Annotated in this window: 15 protein-coding genes; 8 read left to right on the forward strand and 7 right to left on the reverse strand. The window is 54.3% G+C overall.

The features are described 5' to 3' along the window. Nucleotides 1-87: 87 nt before the first annotated feature. From pepF to ABD76_RS12735, 3 genes are all read right to left on the reverse strand, one after another. Nucleotides 88-1,884 (reverse strand): oligoendopeptidase F, encoded by a 1,797-nt coding sequence (gene pepF, locus ABD76_RS12725; protein ID WP_197257402.1) that lies wholly within the window; start codon nucleotides 1,882-1,884, stop codon nucleotides 88-90. Between the two features lie 301 nt (nucleotides 1,885-2,185). Then, entirely contained in the window at nucleotides 2,186-2,365 is a 180-nt protein-coding gene (locus ABD76_RS12730; protein WP_197257370.1) for a hypothetical protein, read from the reverse strand. Between the two features lie 51 nt (nucleotides 2,366-2,416). Further along, nucleotides 2,417-2,650: a hypothetical protein gene (locus ABD76_RS12735; RefSeq protein WP_168180779.1), complete on the reverse strand. Its 234-nt coding sequence runs from the start codon at nucleotides 2,648-2,650 to the stop codon at nucleotides 2,417-2,419. A gap of 156 nt (nucleotides 2,651-2,806) precedes the next feature. Between ABD76_RS12735 and ABD76_RS12740 the strand changes: the two genes are divergently transcribed. Then, nucleotides 2,807-3,052, forward strand: coding sequence for a cold shock domain-containing protein (locus ABD76_RS12740; RefSeq protein ID WP_197257372.1), 246 nt, complete (start codon nucleotides 2,807-2,809; stop codon nucleotides 3,050-3,052). A 519-nt stretch (nucleotides 3,053-3,571) separates the two neighbouring features. Next, nucleotides 3,572-3,703 carry a hypothetical protein gene (locus tag ABD76_RS30195; RefSeq protein ID WP_275100810.1) on the forward strand — a complete coding sequence of 44 codons (132 nt, stop codon included), beginning with the start codon at nucleotides 3,572-3,574 and terminating at the stop codon, nucleotides 3,701-3,703. On the opposite strand, the gene ABD76_RS12745 is transcribed toward ABD76_RS30195, so the two are convergent. Then, nucleotides 3,700-6,858 (reverse strand): glycoside hydrolase family 2 TIM barrel-domain containing protein, encoded by a 3,159-nt coding sequence (locus ABD76_RS12745; protein WP_420901942.1) that lies wholly within the window; start codon nucleotides 6,856-6,858, stop codon nucleotides 3,700-3,702. The genes ABD76_RS30195 and ABD76_RS12745 overlap by 4 nt on opposite strands. A gap of 165 nt (nucleotides 6,859-7,023) precedes the next feature. Here ABD76_RS12745 and ABD76_RS12750 point away from each other — a divergent pair, with 165 nt between their 5' ends. Then, complete coding sequence (locus tag ABD76_RS12750; protein WP_197257376.1) at nucleotides 7,024-7,899, forward strand: helix-turn-helix transcriptional regulator; 876 nt, start codon at nucleotides 7,024-7,026, stop codon at nucleotides 7,897-7,899. A gap of 140 nt (nucleotides 7,900-8,039) precedes the next feature. Here ABD76_RS12750 and ABD76_RS12755 read toward each other — a convergent pair whose 3' ends face one another. Continuing rightward, complete coding sequence (locus ABD76_RS12755) at nucleotides 8,040-8,690, reverse strand: nitroreductase family protein (RefSeq protein WP_197257378.1); 651 nt, start codon at nucleotides 8,688-8,690, stop codon at nucleotides 8,040-8,042. A gap of 269 nt (nucleotides 8,691-8,959) precedes the next feature. Continuing rightward, complete coding sequence (locus ABD76_RS12760; protein WP_197257380.1) at nucleotides 8,960-10,153, reverse strand: MFS transporter; 1,194 nt, start codon at nucleotides 10,151-10,153, stop codon at nucleotides 8,960-8,962. 177 nt (nucleotides 10,154-10,330) lie between these two features. On the opposite strand from ABD76_RS12760, the gene ABD76_RS12765 reads away from it, so the two are divergent. From ABD76_RS12765 to pfkA, 3 genes are all read left to right on the forward strand, one after another. After that, on the forward strand, nucleotides 10,331-10,648 hold the full coding sequence (locus ABD76_RS12765) for a hypothetical protein (RefSeq protein ID WP_197257382.1): 318 nt from the start codon (nucleotides 10,331-10,333) through the stop codon (nucleotides 10,646-10,648). 163 nt (nucleotides 10,649-10,811) lie between these two features. Then, nucleotides 10,812-11,849 (forward strand): tetraprenyl-beta-curcumene synthase family protein, encoded by a 1,038-nt coding sequence (locus ABD76_RS12770; RefSeq protein ID WP_197257403.1) that lies wholly within the window; start codon nucleotides 10,812-10,814, stop codon nucleotides 11,847-11,849. 11 nt (nucleotides 11,850-11,860) lie between these two features. Next, nucleotides 11,861-12,832 carry a 6-phosphofructokinase gene (gene pfkA / locus ABD76_RS12775; RefSeq protein ID WP_197257384.1) on the forward strand — a complete coding sequence of 324 codons (972 nt, stop codon included), beginning with the start codon at nucleotides 11,861-11,863 and terminating at the stop codon, nucleotides 12,830-12,832. Nucleotides 12,833-12,921: 89 nt separating this feature from the next. On the opposite strand, the gene ABD76_RS12780 is transcribed toward pfkA, so the two are convergent. Beyond that, entirely contained in the window at nucleotides 12,922-13,293 is a 372-nt protein-coding gene (locus tag ABD76_RS12780) for a DUF3899 domain-containing protein (protein ID WP_197257386.1), read from the reverse strand. Nucleotides 13,294-13,739: 446 nt separating this feature from the next. On the opposite strand from ABD76_RS12780, the gene ABD76_RS12785 reads away from it, so the two are divergent. Continuing rightward, the gene (locus ABD76_RS12785) at nucleotides 13,740-14,432 is read left to right on the forward strand and encodes a radical SAM protein (protein ID WP_197257388.1); all 693 of its coding nucleotides are present in this window, start codon (nucleotides 13,740-13,742) and stop codon (nucleotides 14,430-14,432) included. A 57-nt stretch (nucleotides 14,433-14,489) separates the two neighbouring features. Continuing rightward, nucleotides 14,490-14,952 (forward strand): helix-turn-helix domain-containing protein (locus ABD76_RS12790; RefSeq protein ID WP_197254405.1); only part of this gene is annotated, 463 nt, incomplete at its 3' end.

Below are 14,952 nucleotides of genomic sequence, written 5' to 3' on the forward strand. Positions count from 1 at the left end.
GGTTAGCCGCGCCTTCGGCAAGCAGCCGCGCCGGGAGGAGCAAAAGGAAATGGCGGATTCGTCCAAGGAATCCGCCATCCGTTCTGTTTATTTTTCCGCAGCCATCTTTTCCATTTCTTCAATCAGCGATTCCAGCAGGCTCATGCCTTCCTCAATCGGCGCAGGTGCGGACATGTCGACGCCGGCCTTTTGGAGAATGTTAATCGAATAATCGCTCCCTCCGCTCTTCAAGAAGCCGAGGTAGCGGTCCACCGCCGGCTGGCCTTCATCGAGAATCTGCTTCGCGAAGCTTTGCGCCGCAGAGAAGCCGGTCGCGTATTTGTATACGTAGAAGCTCGTATAGAAATGAGGAATGCGAGCCCATTCCATCTCGATGTCTTGATCGACAACCATATCGTCGCCATAATACTTTTTGTTCAGATCATAGTAGATCTCGCACAGGAGCTGCGGCGTCAGCGCCTCGCCCTTCTCGGCATGCTCGTGGATAAGCAATTCGAACTCGGCGAACATCGTCTGGCGGAACACCGTCGTGCGGAATTGATCGATATAGTAGGCGAGCAGATACATTTTTTCTTTCTTGTCGTTCGTCTTCTTCAGCATGTAGTCCATCAGCAGCGCCTCGTTCAGCGTCGATGCCACTTCCGCGAGGAAGATCGTGTACTGCGCGTCGCGGTACGGCAGATTGCTGTCCGAGTAATACGAGTGCAGCGCATGGCCCATCTCATGGGTGAGCGTGAACATGCTGTTCAGATTGTCTTTATGATTCAGAAGCACGTACGGGTGGGTGCCGTAAGCGCCCCAACTGTAAGCGCCGGTCCGCTTGCCCTCGTTCTCGTACACGTCGATCCAGCCGTTGTCGAAGCCTTCCTGGAGCGCTGTCAGGTAATTCTCGCCGAGCGGCTTCAGGCTTTCCTTGACGATCTTTTTCGCTTCCTCGAACGTAATGTCCATATCGAACTCTTCGACGACCGGCGCGAACAGATCGTACATATGAAGCTCGTCGACCTGAAGCAGCTCCTTGCGAAGCTTCATGTAGCGGTGCATGAGCGGCAAATGCTTGTGAATCGTGTTAATCAGATTGGTGTAAACCTCTTTCGGAATATTGTCGCCGAACAGGTACATTTCCAGGGCGGACGGATACTTGCGCGCCCGCGCGTAGAACAGATTCTTGGTTACGTTGGCGCTCAGCGTCGCCGCGATCGTGTTGCGCTGCTTGCGGTATGTAGAGTAGACGCCTTCGAAGGCAGCCCGGCGCACGTCGCGGTTGCGGCTCTCCAGGAATTGGATGTAACGGCCATGCGTCAATTCCACTTCCTCGCCCTTTTCATTTTTGATTTTCGGAAACTTCATGTCCGCATTGTTCAGCATGCTGTAAATCGTCTCCGGCGCCTTCGACAGATTGCCGACCTGCGCGAGCAGGGCTTCTTCGCCTTTGCTCAGCACATGGGCCTTCTGGCGCTTCATCTCCACGAGCGTGAAGCGGTAGGCGGACAGGGAAGGATCGGCAATCAAGCGATCCAGCTCCTCATCGGACAAGGACAGAACCTCCGGCGTAATGAACGATAGAGCTTCGCCGACTTTGACGGACAATTGCTTCGCTTTCTCGGACAGCGCCTGATAGACCGGATCGGCGGTATCCTCATGATGGCTCATGTTGGCGTATACATATAAACGTTCCGTATGTAGGGAAATATCGTCTTCCAGCTCAAAGCATGCCTTGAGCGCGGCGGCTTCATTCAGCTTGCCGTGGTATTGCTTCATTTTGTCGACCAATTGAAGCACGAGTTCATATTCCTTATCCCATTCAGCCCGGGAGCCGAACAGGTCTTGCAGCTTCCAGCGGTATTCCTGCGGAACTTCCGAGCGTTTCATCAATTGCTGCATATGTATCCTCCTCTTAAATGGTTGTTGCGTTGTGGACGGATTCGATGAGTTCGCGGCTGAACGGGCCACCGTCTCCTGACGGGAAATGGCGGAAGCCGGAACCAACGTCGAACCCAATACTGAGATGACGGTGAGCATAATAAGGATGCGTTGCCGATTCATCCGAACCCCCCTGATTTATTCCGGATTCATACCTGTCGCTCTTGTTCATCATGCCAACGTAACGTGACTTGATGAACATACTTCAATAGTATGGCCGTCAGGGGGAGAGTCTAACACGTTCTCCCGGATGCCGCTGGATCTATGCGCCGGCGGTCCAGAGGGAATAGACAATCAGGAAAAAGGCAAAGACGAGGAACAGAAGCGCCGCGATAGCCATCGGGCGGCGAAGGGCAGGCGGCACGCTATCCTTTTTCCATACTAGTATCGCTCCGAGCGAGAATGCCAAAATGATGAAAATAATATTGGTTGACGAATTCATAAGCGACCTGCCTTCATCGAACTGGTATAATGCCGTGGAAACGAAGCAAGCCTAGACTTGCTTGAACGCATCCATAATGTTCTGCCACTCTTCTTCCTTGCCTGCGAAGTCTTCCTTCGGGAAGCGCTGCTCTGCCCAGTGCAGCAATGCCGGACGGCTGAGGAAGTTGTGGCACTCTTCTCCCCATTGATCGGATATCTCGCGCAATACGATATGACGGCCCTGCACTTCGACCGTCATCATGTTCCATTTGTCATGCTTGTAGATGACATGCTTCTTCATCATAATGAAAACCTCATTTCTGCGTTGCCGGGACAGGGCTTGCATGCAGCGCCTGCCTTCTTGGCGCATCCTTGTAAGGATCATGATAACCCAGGCCGTGAGCGAAAATCAAATTGAATTGGCAAAAAAAAGTTGCGTTCCACATACACCTCCAGTATAATGACATTATTCACCTGTAAGGGTGGATTATGTGAGGAGGTTTTGACTTTGAAAGGTACTGTAAAATGGTTTAACGCAGAAAAAGGCTACGGATTCATTCAAGTGGAAAACGGTGACGATGTATTCGTACACTACTCCGCAATCCAAGGCGATGGATTCAAGAGCTTGGATGAAGGCCAAGCGGTAGAATTCGACATTTCCGAAGGAAACCGTGGTCCACAAGCTGCTAATGTCATTAAATTATAATGAAACGCCCGCGACGGGCTCTTCATTTATAAATAGTGTACAATAGCACGACCAACAGTCCTGACCTCTCCGGTCAGGGCTGTTTTTTTGATCGGGTTCCTGAGCAGGGATAGCTTCGCAACTCTTTAGCCCCCGGGATCCCCGTCGCTCATGAAACCCCTGCAATGCCTTACGCTCGCTATCCCCGTCGCTCATGCTACGTGTCATTCATCCCTATACAACTTAAAATAATCCCTGTTTAAATCAATAATTTCCTATTTCACTCTTCATGAAGAAACATGATGATAAGGCCAACCAGAATCAATTTCTTTAAAGTTCTGATTCACGGGGATTGCTGATAAGCCGAGTGGAAGTAAGGCAGCATGCGAGCTTCTGAGTTACAGGGATACAGGATATATACTAAATAAACCGTTCGTGGTCCTGAGTGATGGGGAGAGCGCTTATAAGCCGGCAGAGGGCACGGGTACTCGCTGCAATTTCCCTGCGCGGCGGGGATACCGGCCATAAGGTGGCGGAGCTATGAGCATATCTGTGCCCAGCGTCCATGAAGGTTTTCTATGGAGCCAGCCGCTGAAGACGGACTGCGGCCATGTCTCGGCGGAAGCAGAGGAACGGAGCCGCGAATCGCGGCTCCGTTCCTGTATCCGTTAGTCCGCGGCCTGAAGGGAAGCAAGCCGGCGGGCCAGCGCATCCGGCGCAATCGCGTCCCGGCTGAACGGGACGAGCGTGACCGTAAAGGCGATGTCGTCTACGCGGAGTTCATGCCGGGGGAGCGCTTTTGGTCCGCAGCTATTGCTGCCGAGGCCGTGCTGGGCTTTGTCCAGATGGATGATAATATTTTCCCGCGGCGTCAGAACCGCATGGTGCGGCGCGCGCTCCAGGTCTTCGATCGTGTAGCGATGGGCGCTGAAGTCGAACGTGCCGCTGCTGAACGCAAGCAGGCCGAATCCGCGGCGGTTCGTCCAGGCGGCCCAGCGCGTGTCGGTCCGGTTGCCGTTCTCCTGCGGCTTCTCATAGGCGGTCATCAGATCGTCTACGCTTGCTTCGTACCAACCGTGTCGAGCTGCCTGCTTGCTGTCTGCGTAGCTCTCGCCCGGCCCGCGGCCGTACCAGGCGCAGCGATCGAAGGCGCCCGGAACCGATAGCTCATACCCGAAGCGCGGCATCACCTGCGGATGAGTGCCCTCCGGCGTGCTGTGAACGTGCAAGGTGACGGTTCCGTCCTGCCGGATCGTCCATTCATGCCGGCAGCGGAGTCCCCATGACAAGGCTGGCGCGCCGAGGCGAGTGCGGCGGATAATGCGAACCACTCCTTCGCCGGCATGGGACGCATCGACCTGAACCTCGTCCACCCGTTCATCCATCTGATGGAGACCGAAGGAGCGCCACTCCTGCACGTTGTACATGTCATTGTCAATGACGGCGCGCCACAATTGCAGCCGCGGGCCGGATGTAAGCAGATCCGCGCCTTCGGCCTTCCAGGCGAGAAGTACGCCGCTGCGGCGATCGATATCGAGGCGGAAGCTCCGCCCGGTCAAGATATAGGCTTCTTCCTCCTCCCGCACTTCAATTGGCGCGGCGGCATGTTCCGTACGGCCATGCTGCCGGACCTTTCGCGCGGGAGCCGAAGCCAGAAATGCGGCCGGATCAAGCGGAAACTGGGCCCAGGCCAGCTCATGGCCGGCTTCCGCCCACGGCGTGCTCACTGGCGTCCGGAAGGACAGCTTCAGCCACACGTCTTGCCCGAGCAGGGAAGGCGCGAGTTCGCGCAGCGCCGGGCCGGTGTCCCAGGTCCATGCCGCCTTGCGGCGGGGAGCGATGTCCGGCACGGGGAAGCTGCCGCTGGCAGCGATGCGTCCGTCGGCCACGACAGTGTAAAAGCCTTGCAGCACATTCAACGGCAGGAAGTCAAAACGGTTCTCCACTTCGAATCGTCCGGAAGCGGCGTCGATGGCGGCAACTTTTACGGGTTCGATCGCCTTCTTGTATTCGTGCAGCGCCGGCCATGGCTGGCGATCGCCGTCGATAAGCCCGTTCAGGCAGAAGTTGCCGTCGTGAATCCGCTCCCCGAACTCTCCGCCATATGCCATCTCTTGCCGGCCGTCCTCCCTGAACCGGCGGATGCCCTGATCGACCCAATCCCAGACAAAGGCCCCCTGCAGCTTCGGGTAACGGTAGAACAGCTCTACATAGTCCTCGAATGCGCCCGGACCGTTGCCCATCGCATGGGCGAATTCACACAGGATGAACGGCCGCGGGTCGTCATTGCCGGCAATCTCTTCCACTTCCTGGACGGAGGTGTACATATGGGAATGAATATCCATGCCCAGTTCATCGTCCCAGTCGCCCTCGTAATGGATCGGCCGGGTAGGGTCGCAGCGGCGAGCCCACTCCGCCATCGCGCCATGATTCGGCCCGCAGCCGGATTCATTGCCGAGCGACCACATGACGATGCACGCGAAGTTTTTGTCCCGCATGACCATTCGCTCCATCCGATCGACATAAGCGGCGGTCCAGACCGGGTCCTTGCTGAGGCGGGACCAATCTCCCGCAGGGTGGAACCCGTGCGTCTCCAGGTCGGCCTCATCAATGACGTACAGTCCGTACTCATCGCACAGCTCGTAGAAGCGGGGATCGTTCGGGTAATGAGATGTCCGTACTGCATTCACGTTGAAGCGCTTCATCAGCTTGACATCTTCGATCATGGTGGCTAGCGGCACGGCCCGGCCGAGATCCGGATGGAATTCATGGCGGTTCACGCCTTTGAACATGACTGCCTGGCCGTTTACGCGCAGGTTGCCGTTCTCCAGCTTCACTTCCCGGATGCCGACCCGGTGAGCGACGGTCTGCGTGACTTCGCCCCGGGCATCCTTCAACTCCAGCAGCAAATGGTACAGGTAAGGCGTCTCGGCGCTCCACAGCTTCGGTTCCGTCACGTCAAGAGCCGTATTTATCGATCGTGTCTCTCCAGCGGGCAGCATCCCGATGTCGATGGCAACCGTCTCGGCAGCCGGCTGCAAGGAGCGATCCAGCAGGGTGACGGACAGGGTGCCGCCGGGCGCGGAGCCGCCCGCATTGTGAAAGAGAGTTTCGACGTCCACTCGGGCTTGTTTGCCGGAGTCGATTAGCGTTGTCCGCAAGGTCATGTCCCACAGATGTATTTCCGGAAAGGCCAACAAGTAGACGTCCCGAAAAATGCCGCTCAGCCACCACATGTCCTGATCTTCGAGATAGGTTCCGTCGCTCCACTGATACACTTGCACGGCGATCAGGTTCGCTCCGGTACGGACATGATCGGTAATATCGAACTCGGAGGGCATGCGGCTTACTTGGCTGTAGCCGATAAGGACGCCGTTCACCCACACATGATAGGCGCTGTCCACCCCTTCGAAGCGGAGTACGATTCTCCGGCCCGTCCAGGACTCGTCGATCCAGAACATGCGGCGGTATGAGCCGGTCGGATTCTCGTTGGGAACATGGGGCGGATCGACAGGGAACGGATACAGAATATTGGTATAGGCGGGAGCGCCGTATCCTTCCATTTGCCAGTTCGAAGGCACGGGAATGCGATCCCACGCCGCGTCTTCATATTCCGGCTGCTCGAAGTTCTTCGGCGCATGCTCCGGCGAAGGCGCGTAGTGGAACTTCCACTCCCCGTTCAGCAGCTGGAAAAAGGGGGACAGCCCTCTCTCATAGGTCAGCGCATCGTCCGCCTGGGCATGCGGAATGAAGTAGGCTCTCGAATCCAGCCGGTTCAGATGAAGCTTGGTGGGATCTTTCCAGATGGGCAGTGTCAAAGAAATCATCCTCTCGCTCGTTGTCGGGAAACATGAATGAACAATAATGACACAATATGAAGCTGTTCTCCCTTTATGATAGGGCCCTGATCCGTTGCATTTCAATCTAACGATTTTATAATGGATATAATAATATGAAAGAACTCGATATTTCCTTGACGAGGAGGGGAGCGATTGGACTGCATCCATTTCCCCATTCTGACAGACGAAGAGCGTCTGCTTCCGCTGGTCGTAACGACAGCAGGAAGCTGGACGAATCAATTGGAGACGATCCGCCCGCACGGTTATCCGGATTATCAGTGGCTTCAATGCACGAGCGGCCGGGGCATGTTTCAATGGGAGGGCGGACCGGCGGTGGAGATCGGTCCGGGCCAAGGGGTGCTGCTGTACCCGAATGTGCCGCATGTATATCGGCCGCTGGAGGAGCCGTGGGGCATCTTTTGGCTCGGTTATCACGGAGCGCTGGCTCAGGAGCTGACCTCGATGGTGCACGTCCACCAATCGGCTGCCATGACGGTCAGCGATCCGGAGCAGACGCTGGCGCCCATTCGGCGGGCGATTTCCTGGCTGGAACGGGCGAACGGCGGCCATGGCCCCCGTTTGTCCGCCCTGGCGTATGAGCTGTTGATGGCATGGTCCGAATGCGGACGGCATCACAGGGGCTTGCCTCGCAAGCCAGGCGCGCAGCCGCTGGCCCCGTTGCTCGAGTGGATTCACGAGCATTACCAGGAGGATGTCTCCCTGCAGCAAATGGCCGACCGACTGCAAGTATCTCCGCAATACGTCTGTACCCTGTTCCGCCGCGCCTTCGGGTTGCGGCCGCTTCAATATGTGAACCGGCTTCGCATCCGGAAGTCGAAGCAGCTCCTGATCAGCTGCCCGCACATGGCCGTCGCCGATGTTGGAAGAGAGGCGGGGTTCCGGCATGGAAGCTATTTTATCCAGCGCTTCAAGCAGCAGGAGCATATGACGCCGGTCCAGTTCCGCCAGATGTATGGGCGGGTTCCGTACAAGCCGGATGAGCAGGAACGGCTGCTGCTGCCGGATTGATGTAACGTTATGGGACGATTAGGAAAGTGAACTCGGAAGCCGATTTGGGAGAAAAAACAAAGACAAGCCCCTCGGCTCATTCACCTGAATTGGGAATGGAGGGGCTTGTCTGTATAAAAGGCCGGAACCATGGCATCCGATTATTCGATAATGCGGAGAATCTCTTCCACCGGCTTGCGTGGAAGCTTGGCCGGCGTATCTGCGGCATAGCCAAGCGATAGCACCATATTGACCTGCCGATCCGGCGGAATGTTGAGCAGCGCTTTGATTGGTTCGGCGGCGAGCAGAACGGGCCCGGTCATCGGACAGGTTGCCAAGCCGCGGGCATGGGCGGCCAGCATTAGATTTTGGAGTGCGAGACAACTGCTCTTGATGCCCTCTTCCTCCCATACGGACTCGGGAACGAGCTGAATCGGATCGAAGATCCGATCGCGGAACTTGGATGTATAAGGCGTCGCCAAACCGATGATCAGGGCGGGGGCGTCGGAGAAGGCGGTGGCATAAGGGCCGAACGATTTGACGAGCAGGCGCGCTTCCTTGGCCAGTCCCCGCTCTTCCGCTTCAGCCGCCTTGGCGTGCAGCGCATCCCAGGTCAACTGCTCGATCTCCCGAATCCGGTCCCGGTTCATAACCGCAATGAATTCCCAGGTTTGCGAGTTGGTGTCGCTGGGCGCATACCGCGCGCAGTCGATCAGTTCCTTCACGTCTTCGACGGCGACGGGTTGCTCCGTGAAGCGGCGGACGCTTCGGCGGCTCTGAATGACTTCCTTCACGGCATCATATAACGTCATCGTATCATTTCTCCTTCGTTGTATAAGAGGTGATCCAAAAAGTCCGTTCGAGGCGGCGCTGAAACCGGCCTTATGAACCGCACTGAAGATACGTTATTTCCAGTTCATCTCTTGATGCTCTAATATTTAGTACCACATACTAAGACCTGATCCTATTATACGGGCCGTGATGTCGGAATGCAATGATTTCCGGCTTTCTGGCCGGAGCGATAACGACGTCTCCCTGGCGCCGATGGTCAGCACGGCGGAATACGGCCATTTTGCGGGACTTAACGGCGGCGCCTCGGCCATCGGGTCCCGGTCTCTGCATAGCGGGAATGAACGGCCATCGCGAGGAAGCCCGCGCAGGCCGCGACGGCGAATGTCGACCCGACATGGAAGACGGTGTCCTTGCCATAGGCTTGAAGGAGCATGCCTCCGAGCGTGCCGCTCAGCAGCCCGGCGATGCTCGACCATACGATTGTATAGAGCGCGAGTCCCGTGGAACGGTATTCTTCGGGTATAACCCGGCTGATGTAGCGGACGGCCACGAAATAAAAAATGCCGAAGGATACGCTGTGCATGAGCTGCGTCGCCACGATGGCGCCCGGGACCTGGAGATTGGCTACGAGCAGAAGCCGGATCGCATAGGTCAAGCCGGAGAATGCAAGCAGCGGGAGCTCCTTGAAGCGATCGCCGTAGGCATTGAGCAGGAAGAAGATCGGAATTTCGCTGACCGCCGACAGCATCCAGGCCCAGCCGACGAGCGATTCGTCCGCTCCAAGTCCGGTCAGCGTCACCCCGAGGAAGGCCTCGTTCAACCGGTGCGCGATCGCGAGCAGCAGCACGAACAGGAAGAACAGCAGCACCTCGCGCTGTCTGAGCACCGCCCACAGTCCGGAGAACTCCATTTTTTTCATCGATGCCCGCTTGTCCGTCAGGAAAAAGGCGATGCCGAGCGACAAGACTCCGATGAATACGAGCACCCATACGGTGTAGATGGCGCCTGCCGTGCGAAGCACCATGCCGAAGAGCAGGGCGGCGAAGGCGAACCCGATCGAGCCGAACACCCGGATGCCGATGAAGCTCTTGCCCTGAGCTTGCGCCGTCACGATAGAGAAGCTGTCGTTCAGCGGAAAGATCGGGAAATAAAAGAAATAGAACAGTATAAGAATGGGGACCACGGCCCCGAATGAGGCGAATTGACTTAAAATAAGCGACAGGATGATTTGGGCGCACAGCAGCAGAATCAGAACTTTTTTCAATGTGCCGAGCCGATCGCTGGTTATGCCCCAGAACAGATTGGATACGATGGAGATAAGCGGTCCGATGGAGTAGAGCAATCCAATCTGAACGCTTGTAAACCCGAGCGCCTGATAATAAAGCGGCAAATAGGATACAACGACGGATGACGCCATGAATATGGAAAAGGTAAAAGCGCGGAGCCAATGGGCGTCACGATTTTTCATAACCGGTTGCGACATGATGTTCCCCTCCGTGAAGTCAAGCATTGCATCAATGAAAGCATGCTATAGTATATCATGCTTTTAGGGGATGCGGGGCGAGATTCGCGGCAGATGACATTTACTTTCCAGACTCGTAATGGTACAGTAACTGCAAAAGTCGCTTCTGCGAGGAAGCGGGAGGAGAAGGTCGCGGGAATGAATCGGTATCGTTTCGAGCGGGATGAACGGCTTGGCATTGAGCTGCCGGTGCTGCTCGTGCCATGGGAATCGTTGAGCTTCGCGGAACAGGCTGAGGCGATCGCCCGTTGGGAAGACATCCGAAGCTGCATACCGGAGCGGATAAAGCAGCTGGAGGGCCGCATTATCGCCAAGCAGCGCGAACTGGACGAGGAAGAACGGTTTGAAGCATCCTGCCGGTTGAATTGGGACATTGCGGAGCTGGCGAGCATCATCAACGATCTGCATTTATGGTTCCGGATGCAGCAGGATACCGTCGCCAAAAGCCATCTTTAGTGTCAAAAGGCGCGGGAATAGTTTGTGCAAAGAGTCACTTCGTAATATAATAGTTTTGGCTAAAATGAGTGCATCCACTGGTGGAGGACTGGAGAACGGGAGGTTATTCTTGGACCATTACAAGCTCAGCCGATCAGTGGCTCCAAGAGGGCCGTTGCGGCTCATGTACCGCGTTTATAAATACATCCTGCCGGGGGTACGTTCCGAACTGGATACCTGGCGGGCGCGGGCAGAGAATATTCCGAACGAAGAACTGCGGAGACAGGCCCTGGCCAGCATCGCCACGAAGCAGTTTCATTGTCAGGGCGGCGCGGTATACGCTGCCATCCGGCCGGAGACGCGTGGCATCATGATTCCGTTGATTGTAGCTTTTCAGACGATAAGCGATTATTTGGATAATCTGTGCGACCGCAGCACCTCATTGGATCCGGATGATTTCCGGCTTCTGCACCAATCGATGCTGGATGCCGTCCAGCCCGAGCGCCCGCTGTCCGACTATTACGCATTAAGGGAAGACAAGGATGACGGCGGGTATTTGCGGGGATTGGTGGAGACATGCCGGGCCTGTATCGCTCAGCTTCCCGGCTATGAAGCCGCCCGCACGGATATCGTCTGGCTCGTCGGGTTGTATACCGATCTTCAGGTGTACAAGCATATCGATCCGGCGAAGCGGGAAGAAGCGCTGCTCGCCTGGTGGCGGGAGTATGAGGCCAGGTTCCCGGATTTGACGTGGAACGAGTTCGCCGCGGCGACGGGGTCGACTCTCGGCGTGTTCCAATTGTTCGCCGCTTCGATCGACGGCAGGCTTGCGAGGGAGGATGCCCGACTCATCCGGGAAGCTTATTTTCCATATGTTTGCGGACTTCACATCCTGCTCGATTATTTGATTGATCAGGAGGAAGACCGGGTAGGCGGAGATTTGAATTTCTGTCATTACTACCCGAACCAATCTGCGGTTGTGAACCGGATTGGCCATATCGCGGAAGCGGCGAAGGAGCAGGTGAAAAAGCTGCCGGAGGAACGCTTCCACCGGATGATTATCGAGGGGCTTCTGGCGCTGTATCTGTCCGATCCGAAAGTACGAGACCAAGCTGAGGTGCAGGGCGTATGCCGGCGATTGATGCGGAATAGTCCGTTAATGCGATTGTTCTTCTGGGTCAACAGTCGTTGGATACGTAAACATACGCATAAGGAGAACTAGGAGGAAACAACATGTCTGATGTCAAAAAAATTGCTATCCTGACGAGCGGGGGAGACTCCCAGGGTATGAACGCGGCGATTCGCGCAGTGGTGCGGTCAGCCTTATTCAACGGAATCGAGGTGTTCGGCATTCAGCGCGGCTATCAAGGCCTCCTGAATCAGGATATCCGTCCGATGGATCTGCGGAGCGTCGGAGATATTATCCAGCGCGGCGGCACGATTCTGCAATCGGCACGCTGTCAGGAATTCCGCACCGAGGAAGGCCAGCGCAAAGGGGCGGACATTCTGCGCGCGCATGGCATCGACGGCTTGATTGTCATCGGCGGCGACGGCTCCTATCAGGGTGCGAACAAGCTCAGCAAGCTCGGAATCAAGACAATGGCCCTTCCGGGAACAATTGATAATGACATCTCATATACTGACTATACGATTGGATTCGATACGGCCGTCAGCGTCGTGGTCGATGCCGTGAACAAGCTGCGCGACACGATGAGCTCCCATGAGCGGTCCTCTGTCGTCGAAGTTATGGGTCGTCACTGCGGCGACATCGCATTGTACGCCGGACTGGCCAGCGGCGCGGAATCCATTCTGGTGCCGGAAGTGCCGTTCGATATCGATGAAGTGGCCCAGCGGATGAAGTATAACTTCGAAGCAGGCAAGCGTCACAGTATCATCATCGTCGCTGAAGGGGTAGGACGCGGCGAAGACGTGGCCCAAGGCATTATCGAGCGCTGCCCTACGGTCGAGCCTCGCGTTACGGTACTGGGACATATCCAGCGCGGCGGAGCGCCAACCGCTTTTGACCGGATTCTGGCGAGCCGTCTTGGCGACTTCGCGGTTCGCAAGCTGATGGAGGGCGAATCCGGCAAGGCATGCGGCATGATTCGCGGCGAACTGGTCGCAACCGATATTGACAAGGTCGTCAACACGAAAAAAGAATTCAATATGGAGCTGTACGAGCTGGCAACCCGCCTGTCCCAATAAGGGAACGGGCTGGATATCCGCCGTGCAAGCTCTCGGATAATAATCCGGCTGACTGCAACCGATGCGGTCGGCCGGATTTTGTTATTGCGCTACATGGAAGCGTATGCAAGCACGACTGAACAGAGCAGAAGCGGAATCGCGAACAGATAGAACAGCCGGTTCGGCCATGGGCCGCTGCCGATCCGGGCGGCATGTTCATGCAGCTTCGGCTTGGACATGGATTCTCCGCCTGCGGCATCGATGGTATAGGCCGCCTCTTCAGCCTGTCTTTTACGCTGGAGATGGTAACTTACAGATTTGAAAAATCCGATATTTCGGACATGGCAGAACAAAGCGATGCATAAATAGAGGAGCCCGATGATGAAGAAGGAATTCGATAGATTGACGAGAGTCGGGACATGAGAGTTGAGGACAAGGTAAATTGCTGTAAGTAGAGCAGTAATAAGCGATAAGCGTTTCATTGCCAAAACGGCTCCTTTCCCTGCGCAAGCCGTCAGCTTTGCACGTGTTTACCTCTATGATTGAAGAGCGGCTGTGTGCGTGTTTTTGTCGTGCTCGTGCGTTCTCTTTCGACGTATTTGTGGGATTTCCTGCTTCTATCTACAAATTTTCCAATCACGCGATGTAAAGGTATCCAAAACATAATAATAATTAGAATATTTTATTTAAATAAAATATTAATGGTATACATTGACAAAAGGTTATATATGGAATATATTTCAAAATGAGTATAGTGAAAGGAGGTGTGAAGAGGTGGAAGAGATGTTTGCAATGAGCAATAGAGATGGAGATATTATCATTAATGTGCAGTGTGGCGGGTAATTTTTTTTGTCTTTTGTAGAAAGCGGTTACAGGAAGGGGGGGTATACCCTTCCTGTAATCACATATTTTTGGTGGAGGTGTTGATTTGGTTACAACAGATGAAATTGCTGTTGCACAAAATATACTTAAGCCGTCACGTTTTAATGTAATGACTCAAGATGGAGACAGTCTCCGATTATATAATTCTTATCGCGGGAAAATCGCTGTTTTTGCCGGTGATCAAGTAGAGCGTGTAAAGAGATTACTGAAAACAAAAACAGTGGAATTATCACAAAATGATAAGAATAATTCTGAGATTATTACTTTTTTATTTCAAAAAGGTTTTTTTGTTCGTGAGAGTGTAGATGAGTTTCAATTAGCCACGGCACAAAAATATAATTTGTTGTCCTTTAAGCGAAACCTCGAACTTATCTTGATGCCGAATGAAGACTGCAATTTTCGTTGTGTGTATTGTTATGAGGATTTTGTTAAATCGGAAATGAAGGAAACCGTCCAAAAGGGCATCCTTAAGTTTTTGGAGAAAACATTGCGAAGATATAATAGTCTGGTAATTAACTGGTTTGGCGGAGAACCGCTGAAATCGTTTAACATAATCAAGAAAATGTCTCCACAAATCATAGAGATTTGCAAGAAAAACAATGTTCATTATCGAGCGGGCATGACGACGAATGGCTATTTACTTGATAAAGATAAATTTGAACAGCTAATGGAATATGAAGTGAGATCATTCCAAATAACGCTTGACGGAACAGCAGAAAAGGCTTCTTCGCCGTTATAAATGCAATGACTTGTCGATACTGGAATTAAGAACCCAGTAGAGGACAGGTGTTTTCATATGTTTGCAGCAAATTTAAATGAAGGTCAACTTGAGGAACTGCTTCATATTCCCGAACCATGGTACATTGATCGTGTAGAGTTTAGCCTTGAAGCCAAGCAACTTGATGTGTATGTCAAATTTCGTAAGCGAGCATTGTTCCCATGTTCAAATTGCGGGGAGCCTGATCAACCGGTTCGAGATATCGCGACCCATGATCGTACGTGGCGTCATCTCAACTTCTTTGAGTATCCATGCTACATCCATGCCGAACATCCTCGCACGAATTGCGGCAAGTGCAATTCCATTACCCGGGTTAAAGTGCCGTGGGCACTGGATAAACCGAAGCATTACTTTACCTTGCACTTTGATGCACTCATTATTGCACTAGCCAAGGATATGCCGATGAATGCAATCAGTCGATTTGTAGGAGAGCACGATACACGCTTATGGCGGATCCTGCATCACTACGTGGATAACGCGA

This window comes from Paenibacillus dendritiformis (assembly GCF_015845845.1).
In the GTDB taxonomy this organism is placed as follows: domain Bacteria; phylum Bacillota; class Bacilli; order Paenibacillales; family Paenibacillaceae; genus Paenibacillus_B; species Paenibacillus_B dendritiformis_C.

Excerpts from the sequence above, each read along its gene's own strand:
- ABD76_RS12755 (WP_197257378.1), bottom strand. The coding sequence starts at position 8,690 with ATGACGTTATATGATGCCGTGAAGGAAGTCATTCAGAGCCGCCGAAGC.
- ABD76_RS12780 (WP_197257386.1), bottom strand. The coding sequence starts at position 13,293 with ATGAAACGCTTATCGCTTATTACTGCTCTACTTACAGCAATTTACCTT.
- pepF (WP_197257402.1), bottom strand. The coding sequence starts at position 1,884 with ATGCAGCAATTGATGAAACGCTCGGAAGTTCCGCAGGAATACCGCTGG.
- ABD76_RS12770 (WP_197257403.1), top strand. The coding sequence starts at position 10,812 with ATGTACCGCGTTTATAAATACATCCTGCCGGGGGTACGTTCCGAACTG.
- ABD76_RS12730 (WP_197257370.1), bottom strand. The coding sequence starts at position 2,365 with ATGAATTCGTCAACCAATATTATTTTCATCATTTTGGCATTCTCGCTC.
- ABD76_RS30195 (WP_275100810.1), top strand. The coding sequence starts at position 3,572 with ATGAGCATATCTGTGCCCAGCGTCCATGAAGGTTTTCTATGGAGCCAG.
- pfkA (WP_197257384.1), top strand. The coding sequence starts at position 11,861 with ATGTCTGATGTCAAAAAAATTGCTATCCTGACGAGCGGGGGAGACTCC.
- ABD76_RS12740 (WP_197257372.1), top strand. The coding sequence starts at position 2,807 with ATGACATTATTCACCTGTAAGGGTGGATTATGTGAGGAGGTTTTGACT.
- ABD76_RS12745 (WP_420901942.1), bottom strand. The coding sequence starts at position 6,858 with ATGATTTCTTTGACACTGCCCATCTGGAAAGATCCCACCAAGCTTCAT.
- ABD76_RS12765 (WP_197257382.1), top strand. The coding sequence starts at position 10,331 with ATGAATCGGTATCGTTTCGAGCGGGATGAACGGCTTGGCATTGAGCTG.
- ABD76_RS12760 (WP_197257380.1), bottom strand. The coding sequence starts at position 10,153 with ATGTCGCAACCGGTTATGAAAAATCGTGACGCCCATTGGCTCCGCGCT.
- ABD76_RS12735 (WP_168180779.1), bottom strand. The coding sequence starts at position 2,650 with ATGATGAAGAAGCATGTCATCTACAAGCATGACAAATGGAACATGATG.